Genomic DNA, 8,947 nt, shown 5'->3' with positions numbered 1-8,947 from the left:
CCGCCAGGGCCTCGGCGGCCGCGGCGACGTGCGGCGAGTGGAAGGCCCGGCGCGCGTCCAGCATCCGCACGCGTACGCCGCGGGAGCCGGCCTGCTCGGCGAGGGCCTCAAGGGCGGTGCGCGGCCCGGACAGGACGGTGTCCTCGGGCCCGTTCACCGCGGCCACGTGGACCTGCGGCGCCTGCTCCGCGAGCTCGCGGGCCTCCTCGGCGCCCAGGCCCACGGCCAGCATGCCGCCGTCCCCGGGCAGCCGGGCCATCAGCTCGCCGCGCCGCACCACCAGCCGTGCCGCCTCGCCGAGTTCGAGCGCGCCGGCGTGCACGGCGGCGGCGAACTCGCCGACGCTGTGCCCGAGTACGGCGCCCGGTGCGACGCCGAGCGCGCCGAGGGTGGCGCCGAGCGCCCAGCCGACGGCGAACGCGGCGGGCTGCGCGTAGCGCGGCTCGCGCACCTGCTCGTCGCCGCCGAGCAGCAGCTCGCGCACGGACAGCCCCAGATGCGGGGCGAGCGCCTTGTCGGCCTCGTCGAGATGCTGCCGGTAGGTGTACGAGTCGCGGTACAGCCCGGCGGTCATCCCGGGGAACTCCACGCCCTGGCCGGTGAAGAGGAACGCGACGACCGGCTTGGCCGACGGGCGGGCCGGTGGCGGGCCGTCGCCCTCGGCGGCGGCGCGCAGGGTACGGGCCAGCTCCGCGCAGTCCCGGGCCGCGACGGCGAACCGGTAGGGCAGGCCGGTCTTGACCACGTTGCTGCTCCAGCACAGCCCGGCGGCCTCGGCGCGCGGCCGCGCGGCCACCGCCTCCGCCTGGGCGGCGAGGTTGCGGCGCAGCGCGTCGGGGCTGTCGGCGCTGAGGCTGAACACGCCGAAGCCCGCCGACCGGCTGCCCCGGGCCCGGAGCCGTTTGCGGCCCGGCGCGCGGGGCGCGGTCGCCAGCACGGCGTGCGCGTTGGTGCCGCCCATGCCGAAGCTGCTCACCCCGGCCAGCGTCTCGCCGGCGGCCAGCCGCAGCGGGGCCTTGAGGAGCTTCAGGCCGCGGGAGGCGAGCCGCAGCTGCGGGTTCTCCTGACCGGCGAACCGGCTGGCGGGGACGATGCGGTGGTGCAGCGCCAGCGCCGTCTTGATCAGCGACGCGATACCGGCGGCGCCCTCGGTGTGCCCGAGGTTGCCCTTGACCGACCCCAGCGCGCACGGCTCGAACCGGTCGGCCGCGTGCAGGGTGCCCAGCGCGGCGCACTCGATGGCGTCGCCCAGGGCGGTCCCGGTGCCGTGCGCCTCGACGAACCGGATGTCGGCGGGGCGGACCCCCGCGCGGCCGCACGCCTGCTCCATCACCCGTTGCTGGGACCAGCGGTTGGGCGCCGTGATGCCGTTGGAGCGGCCGTCCTGGTTGACGGCGCTGCCCCGCAGCACGGCGTACACCCGCTGCCCGTCGGCGACGGCGTCGGCGAGCCGGCGCAGCACCACCAGGCCCACCCCGTCGCCACGGCCGATACCGTCGGCGGCGGCGCTGAACGGTTTGCACCGGCCGTCGACGGCGGCCAGGCCCATCTGGGCGTAGACCATGCCGAGGAACGGCGACAGCTGTACGTTGACGCCGCCGGCCAGCGCCGTGTCGCACTCGCCGGCCAGCAGCGCCCCGGCCGCCAGGTGCACGGCGACCAGCGAGGACGAGCAGGCGGTGTCGACGGACAGGCTCGGGCCGGTGAAGTTGAAGTGGTACGAGATCCGGTTGGCGGCCATCCCGGCGCTGCTGCCGACGCCGAGCTGCGGGGTGACGCGTTCGTGGCGCCCCATGGTGAGCCGCCCCCACTCCCCGCCCATGACGCCGACGAACACCCCGGTGTCGCCGCCCGCCAGCTCGCCGGGGGCGCGCCCGGAGTCCTCCAGGGCCCGCCAGGCGCAGTGCAGCAGCAGCCGGTGGTGCGGGTCCATCGCCGCGGCGTCGGACGGCGGTACGGCGAAGAAGTCGGCGTCGAACACGTCGGCGTCGGCCAGGAAGCCGCCGCCGGCGGGCGCCTCCGGGAAGTCGCGCGGGTTCCAGCGCTGCCGGGGCACGCCGCCGGTGACCTCTCCCCCGCGCATCAGCAGGTCCCAGTAGGCGTCCGCACCCGTCGCGCCGGGGAAGGCGCAGTCGATCCCGACGAGGGCGATCTCGCCCATCAGGCCCTGTCCTCCCCGACGGCGGCGACCGCCTCCGCCAGATAGCCGGTCAGGCTGTCGACGGTGGGGTGGTCCCACAGCAGGGTGGGCTCGACGTCGAGGCCGAACTCGTCCTCGATGTCGCCGCAGAGGCTGAGCGCGGCGACGGAGTCCATGCCGTACTCGGCCAGCGGGACCGTCGGTTCGATGGAGTCGGGTGCCCGGCGCAGATAGAGGGAGAGCCGGTCGAGGAGCCAGTCGTGGGCGGTGACGGAGCCGTCGTTGTGCGCTTGGGTCTCCAGGGTGCTCATGGTGATCGTTGCTCCTTCGTCGGTCTGCGGCGTACGCCGGTCAGCCGGGGACGGGTGTGTTGTAGAGGTCGTAGCTGGACTGGGCGGCGAAGCGGAGCTGGACCTCCTGGCGGACGCGTGTCAGGCACTCCGCCGGCAGGTCCGCGACCCGGGAGCCGAGCCGCCGCGCGACGGCGTGCAGCGCCGCGGCGGCCCAGGCCGGTTCGGCGAGGAAGGGGTCGCCGCCCTGGCGCGCGGTGTGCCAGACGCCGAGCACCGCGGCGGCGGCGAGCAGCAGCGCGTACCGGTCCATCAGCGGGAAGAGCCCGGCCTGGTGCCCGGCGGACTCGAGGGCCAGCACCCGGTCGCGCAGATCGGCGAGTTCCCGCACCAGCTGCTCGGCGTAACCGCGCAGCGCCCGCTCGGCCGGGCTCAGTCCGTGGATGCGCTCGGCCGTCGCGCACAGCGAGGCGGTCAATGAGTCCCGGCCGCAGGCCAGCGCGAGCGGGCCGTAGTCCAGGGGCGGTACGTCGCCGCGCACCTGGAACAGCGCCTCGGGGGCCTCGGGGTCGGCGAACCAGGAGTGCTTGGCCAGCCACGCCAGCTGCGGTACGACGGTGGCCTGGCAGGCGACGCTGCCGGCGTGGCCGAGGCTGAGCACGGGCACGTCGCGGATGTGCTTCTGGAAGATCCCGAGGGTGCCGTCCTGGGTGTACAGGCCGGAGCCCAGCACGGTGGACAGGTCGTACATGGTCTCGGTGAGCACCCGGGGCAGCAGGTACTTCAGCGCCGCCGAGTACACGCTGGTCTCCGCCGGCAGCACGTGCAGGGCGCGGGTGGCGACCACGGCCAGGCTGTCGTACAGCAGCAGGTTGACGAAGGCCCCGGCGAGCGCCGCCTCGGCGCGGTTGCGTTCGGGGCGGGACTGCTGCCAGTGCCCGGAGCGCACGTCGGCGGCGTGGGCCGCGGTGCGCAGGGTGGTGTCGACGGCGGCGACGGCCATGGCGGAGACGACGGTCCGGCTGATCTGGAAGGAGCGCAGCGCGGTCTCGATGCCGGTGCCCTCCGGCCCGAGCAGGGCGGAGCCGGGCACCGGGCAGTCGTGGAACTCGACGCTCGCGAACTGGCAGCCGCGCAGCCCCACCTCGGTGCGCCGCGGCACGACGACGGCCTGTCCGGGCGGCAGTTCGGCGGGGTCGAGCAGCAGCACGGAATGGCTGCGGCTGCCCCCCTCGGGGTCGGTGCGCGAGAAGAGGACCACGGCGCCGGCCCGGCCCAGGTTGTTGATCATCTGCTTGCCGCCGCTGAGCACATAGCCGTCCGGGGTGCGCCGCGCGGCGACCTGGCTGCGGACGTAGTCGTTGCTGTGCGCGGTCTCGTGCTGGGCGATGGCGGCCTTGCGGCCGGACAGCAGCAGGCCGGCCACCCACCGCTGCTGCTCGGGTGTGCCGGTCATCCAGACGTCGGAGGCGGCCATGAACGTGGTGCCGCCGTAGCCCATCGCCAGGCCCACGTCGCGGCGGAAGACCGGACGCATGACCCGTACCAGGCGGTCGATGCCCGTCAGCCGCCCGCCGAGCGCCTCGGGTACGTACTCGGCGGCCAGCCCCACGTCGTCGAGCGCCGCCTCGCCGGCCGCGAACGGCACGGCCGCGCGGTCGGCGAGGAGCAGGGTGGCGTGGCCCAGCGGGTTGGCGGGGTCCGTCGGGTCGCCGAGGCGTTCCTCAAGCTCGGCGACCCGGGTGCTGATCGCGCTCTCGCGCTGCTCTGCCGCGGTGGTCCCGAGCAGGTCGGTCACCACGACCGGCTCTCGGCCACGACTTCGGGCCGGAGCAGGTCCTCGCCGAGCAGGGTGTCTCCGGCCCGCGCCAGATCGCGGACGTCGGGGGTGAGCACCTCGTACTCGCCGCGCAGGACGCCCTGCAGGAACAGGTCGCGCATCAGGGTCCGCTGCACCTTGCCGCTGGTGGTGCGCCGCACGGTGCCCGGGCGGACCAGCAGGACGTTGCCGGCGGGGATGTTGAAGTCCTTGCCGACCAGCTCCTGGATCTTCTGCGCGACGGCCCGCAGTCCCTCGTGGGTGCTGCCCGCGATGCGCATCTCCTGGACGAGGACCAGCTGCCGCCGCGCCGCCTCGACGGAGAACACGGCGCCCGCGCCGAAGGTGAGCGCGGGGCTGACGGACCGCACCGCGCACTCGACGTCCTGCGGGTAGATGTTGCGGCCGTTGATGATGATGACTTCCTTCAGCCGCCCGGTGATGTACAGCTCGCCGTCCACGACGGTGCCGAGGTCGCCGGTGCGCAGGAAGTTGCTCTCCTCCTCGTTCAGCACGGCCCGGAAGACCTTCACCGTCTCGGTGGGCCGCCGCCAGTAGCCGCGGGCCACGCCCTCGCCGCGCAGCCAGATCTCGCCGACGCCGCCGTCGGGCATCTCGCGGTACGTGATGGGGTCGACGATCCGCAGATCCACGCCGACGGGCCGGCCGCAGCCGATGAGCGCGCGGGTGGCCTGGCCGGGCTGCGAGTCGCTGGCCTTGTCGCGCTCGAGGTCCGTCTGGTCGAAGGGCTTCTCGACGTGCGCGTCCTCCGGCACACCGCCGGAGACGGCGAGCGTGGCCTCGGCGAGTCCGTAGGAGGGGTAGAGGGCCCGGGCGCGGAAGCCGGCCGGGGCGAAGTGCTCGGCGAAAGCTTTCAGCGTCTCGGGGCGGATGGGCTCGGCGCCGTTGAGGGCCAGCCGCCAGCGCGACAGGTCCAGCTCGCGCACCTGCACCTCGCCGATCCGCTGGACGCACAGGTCGTAGCAGAAGTTGGGGCCGCCGCCGATCGTGACGCCGTACTCGTCGATGGACTGGAGCCAGCGCAGGGGGCGCTTGACGAACCCCATCGGGGAGATCTGCACCGAGTGGCTGCCCAGCCAGACGGGGTGCAGCAGATGCGCGACCAGGCCCATGTCGTGGAAGTGGGGCAGCCAGCTGCCGAAGACGTCCTCGGCGGTCGTCTGCAGCATGTCCTGCAGGGCCTGCTGGTTGGCCATGAGGTTCTTGTGGGAGACCATCACGCCGCGCGGCTCGGACACCGATCCGGAGGTGTACTGCAGGAAGACCAGGTCGTGCGGGCGGGCGGTGACCGGCTTGTAGGTGTCCGCGTCGCCGGTGTCGGAGTTGTCGGTGACCACGCAGACCGCGTCGTTGCGGCTGTTGCGGGCCAGCCACAGCGCCACCTCCGGCGCCGAGGACTGCTCGGTGAGCACGACCCGCGCACCGGTGTCCTTCAGCACGCCGGTGGTGCGGTTGAGGGCCTTGCCGTGGCCGGCCTCGCCGGGCAGGGGCGCGGGGACCGGCACCGCGCCGGCGTACAGGCAGGCCGCGAACGCCTTGAGGAACTCGACGGTCGAGGAGTACAGCAGGACGACCGGCAGCCCGGCCACCCCGTACTCCTGTAAGGCGGAGGCGATCCGCCGGGCCTCGTGGTCCAGTGCGCCGTAGGTCAGGTGCTCGGCCACCACCCCGGAGCGCGTCTCCCGCAGGAACACGTGCACGTCCTCACCGGGCATCTCCGCGGCACGGGCCTTGAGCAGGTCGGTGAAGGTCGAAAAGCGTGACTGCGACATCCCTGACACCCCATCCTCAGCACGGATCCCCCGGCAGACGGACCACTCGGTTGTCGGAATGCTGTGCGGCCGGGCTAAAGCCTTCCTTGGGCGTCGCGGCAGGTCCCCGACCGCCCCGCGCCGTCCGCCCGCGGTCCCCCGCCGCCCGGCGGCAGCCGGGTCCGCACGGGGGACGCTCTCGCAGGCGGGGGCGGTGGCAGGGCCCGGCCCGCGCCCGCTCCCGGTACGCCGTGGGGAGGACGGGGAACGGCCGGAAGGGGCGGCCGGGAACGCCGCGCCGGACGCCGACCCTGGGGGCGGTCAGGGGTGCCGAAGGGGGGTCGCGGCGCGGTGATGATGCCCGGCATGGAGACTCCTGACAGGAACGCCACGGCGATCGTCTTCCCCGGTATGGGGCCGACGCCGTTCGCCCAGGTGGCGAGGTTCATGCTGATCAACAAGCAGGCGCGCGAGCTGCTGGCGGTCGCGGACGACGTGCTGGGCTACCGGCTGACGGACCGCTACCAGCAGTCCGAGGGCGACTACTCCCCCGCCGGCCAGCTGTCCTTCGTGGTCAACTGCCTGGCGCTGGCCCACTGGGCCGGCGACCTGTTCGACGTACGGCCGGAGCTGGTGGCCGGCCCGAGCTTCGGCGGCCGGGCCGCGTCCGTGTACGCCGGCGTGCTGAGCTTCCCCGACGCGGTGCGGATGACGGACATGCTGGCCGGCGTGATGGACGAGTACTTCGCGGCCGAGCACCCGGAGCTGGTGACGCAGTCGATGGCCCGGCTCTCCCCGGAGAAGCTGGCGGAGCTGCGCGCCGACATGGACGGCGAGGGCGAGGTCAACGACCTGTCCTGCGTGGTCGACGACGACTTCGTGATGCTGACGGTGCGCGAGGGCGTGCTGGAGTGGCTGCAGCGCCGGATCCGCTCGCTCGGCGGGATGCCGCTGTACACGATGAAGCCGCCGATGCACAGCCAACTCTTCGCGGCGCTGCGCGACCGCGTCGACGCCGACATCTTCGACCGCCTGACCTGGAACGACCCCGCGCTGCCCGTGGTCGCCGACCAGGACGGCCGGCTGCTGACCACGGGCGCGGAGGTCCGGCAGATGCTGCTGGACGGTTTCGTACGGACCGTGGACTGGCCGGCGGTGCGCGCCTCGATGGCGGCGGCCGGCATCGGCACGGTCTACGTCGCCGGCGAGGACCGGCTCTTCACCCGGGTGTCCGGCACCACCCGGGCCTTCCGGGTGGTGCCGGTCACTCCTGCGTCGGTGATGCGGCCGGACCGCCGTCACCGCCCGTCGATGGTGAACGCGTAGAACGTGCCCTCCGTCGTACTGCCGGTGGTGCCGCCGCCGTTGGCGAACCGCAGATATCCGTTGCCCCAGTAGACGGTCCCGTTGACCACCGCCGGACCGGCGTTGGACGAGTAGGGCGCGTCGAAGTGCCACAGATAGCGGCCGGTGGCGGCGTCCATCGCGTACATCCGGCCGCTGGTGGAGCTGGTGTACAGCACCCCGCCCGCGGTCGTCAGCGGGCTCCACGCGAAGCCGTCCGTCTGGTCCTCGACCTGCCACAGCGCGCGCCCCGTCCGCGGGTCGAGGGCGGCGAAGGAGCTGCGGGTGGTCGTCGTGCCGTCGGCCAGCTGGTAGGACAGCCGGTTGAAGTTGGCCTCCGCCAGGTAGACCCGCTTCCCGTCGTACGCCGTGCCCCACTGGATGCCGCCGACGTGGCCCCCCGGGCCCATCGCGGCGCTCCACACGACCTCGCCCGTCACGGCGTCGAGCAGCCAGTACTCACCGCTCTTCTGGCCCGCCCCGATCACCTTGCGCAGCGAGCCGTCCGGCCGGGCGACGGTGAACAGGTGCGCGCCGTCGCCGAAGTCGTAGTCGCCGCCGTGGTTGGTGGGGCAGTTGTCGGGCGGCAGGCCGGGCACGCAGCCGGAGTTCCAGGCGTCGAAGCGCATGGCGCCGGTGTGCCACTTCACCTGTCCGGTCGCGATGTCGAGGGCGAGCACCGAGTCGACGTAGTTGTCCGCCGCCATGCACTCGCCCGGGGTGCCGCCGGCGCTCTGGCAGTCCTTGACGTCCTGCGGCAGCTGGTAGTTGTTGCCGGTGGTGAAGTACAGGGTGTTCGTCGCCGCGTCGATCGCGGGCGGCCCCCAGACGGCGGCACCGCTGTACCCGCCGGGCAGTCCCCCGTTGTCCGGCACGGTGTAGGAGCGCCACAGCACCCGGCCCGTGTTCGCGTCGACCGCGTTCATGCTGCCGCGGAAGACGCAGCACTCGTACGTCGGGTCGGCGCCCATCATCTCCGACTCGCGGGAGGAGACGCCCTGGTAGACCACGCCCTTGTGGACCACCGGGGACTGGGTGAGGACGGCCAGGAACTGGGAGTCCAGCTTGGTGCTCCACACGGGGTCGCCGGTGACCGCGTCCACCGCCATCAGGAAGGCGTGGTCGTAGTCGCCGATGTAGACCTTGCCGCCGACGACGGCGGGGCTGGTGCGCGAGACGGAACCCGCGGCGCCGTTGTAGTCGGAGATCTTCCGGCTCCAGATCGGTGCTCCGGTGACCGCGTCGACCTTGTGCAGATAGCCGCCCCAGTCGGGGAAGTACACCGCGCCGCCGACCACGGCCGGGGTGGCGGAGACGTCGCCGTGGGTGCGGTAGGTCCACTTGGCCCTGAGCCGGCCCGCCGTCTTCGGCGTGATCTTCGTTTCGGCCGCATTGGTACGGGTGTTGGCCAGGTCGTGCCCGAAGACGGGCCAGTCGACGGCGGCCTTGGGGGTGGTGGACTCGTGGTGCGTGGCTGCCGGACTCGATGGAGCGGACAGCAGGGTCGCGCCGAGGACCAGGGCGGCCGCGAGCGCGAGTCTGCGCATCGTCCCCCGTCCGGGCCTGCTGAATATGTGCATCG

The 8,947-nt window shown here is 73.5% G+C and carries 6 protein-coding genes; 1 reads left to right on the top strand and 5 read right to left on the bottom strand.

Annotation, left to right across the window (positions count from 1 at the left end):
- From AB0M28_RS25905 to AB0M28_RS25890, 4 genes are all read right to left on the bottom strand, one after another.
- Positions 1–2,161 (bottom strand): type I polyketide synthase (locus AB0M28_RS25905; RefSeq protein WP_365409567.1); only part of this gene is annotated, 2,161 nt, incomplete at its 3' end.
- A complete protein-coding gene (locus AB0M28_RS25900; RefSeq protein WP_365409564.1) occupies positions 2,161–2,451 on the bottom strand; it encodes an acyl carrier protein in 291 nt (96 codons plus the stop codon). The genes AB0M28_RS25900 and AB0M28_RS25905, both read right to left, overlap by 1 nt.
- Positions 2,452–2,491: 40 nt before the next feature.
- Positions 2,492–4,231 (bottom strand): acyl-CoA dehydrogenase, encoded by a 1,740-nt coding sequence (locus AB0M28_RS25895; RefSeq protein WP_365409561.1) that lies wholly within the window; start codon positions 4,229–4,231, stop codon positions 2,492–2,494.
- Positions 4,225–6,042: a fatty acyl-AMP ligase gene (locus tag AB0M28_RS25890; RefSeq protein ID WP_365409558.1), complete on the bottom strand. Its 1,818-nt coding sequence runs from the start codon at positions 6,040–6,042 to the stop codon at positions 4,225–4,227. Before AB0M28_RS25890 ends, AB0M28_RS25895 begins: the two co-directional genes overlap by 7 nt.
- Positions 6,043–6,387: 345 nt before the next feature.
- Here AB0M28_RS25890 and AB0M28_RS25885 point away from each other — a divergent pair, with 345 nt between their 5' ends.
- Positions 6,388–7,347, top strand: coding sequence for an ACP S-malonyltransferase (locus AB0M28_RS25885; protein WP_365409555.1), 960 nt, complete (start codon positions 6,388–6,390; stop codon positions 7,345–7,347).
- On the opposite strand, the gene AB0M28_RS25880 is transcribed toward AB0M28_RS25885, so the two are convergent.
- Entirely contained in the window at positions 7,320–8,945 is a 1,626-nt protein-coding gene (locus AB0M28_RS25880; RefSeq protein ID WP_365409552.1) for a PQQ-binding-like beta-propeller repeat protein, read from the bottom strand. The genes AB0M28_RS25885 and AB0M28_RS25880 overlap by 28 nt on opposite strands.
- Between the last annotated feature and the right edge of the window lie 2 nt (positions 8,946–8,947).

Source organism: Streptomyces sp. NPDC051940 (assembly GCF_040680895.1).
In the GTDB taxonomy this organism is placed as follows: domain Bacteria; phylum Actinomycetota; class Actinomycetes; order Streptomycetales; family Streptomycetaceae; genus Streptomyces.
The sequence above is the reverse complement of the archived record's forward strand: the minus strand, read 5'-3'. Positions and strand labels throughout refer to the sequence as shown.

Bases quoted from the DNA above. Each gene is read 5' to 3' on its own strand.
- AB0M28_RS25900 (WP_365409564.1), bottom strand. From the start codon at position 2,451: ATGAGCACCCTGGAGACCCAAGCGCACAACGACGGCTCCGTCACCGCC.
- AB0M28_RS25890 (WP_365409558.1), bottom strand. From the start codon at position 6,042: ATGTCGCAGTCACGCTTTTCGACCTTCACCGACCTGCTCAAGGCCCGT.
- AB0M28_RS25885 (WP_365409555.1), top strand. From the start codon at position 6,388: ATGGAGACTCCTGACAGGAACGCCACGGCGATCGTCTTCCCCGGTATG.
- AB0M28_RS25880 (WP_365409552.1), bottom strand. From the start codon at position 8,945: ATGCACATATTCAGCAGGCCCGGACGGGGGACGATGCGCAGACTCGCG.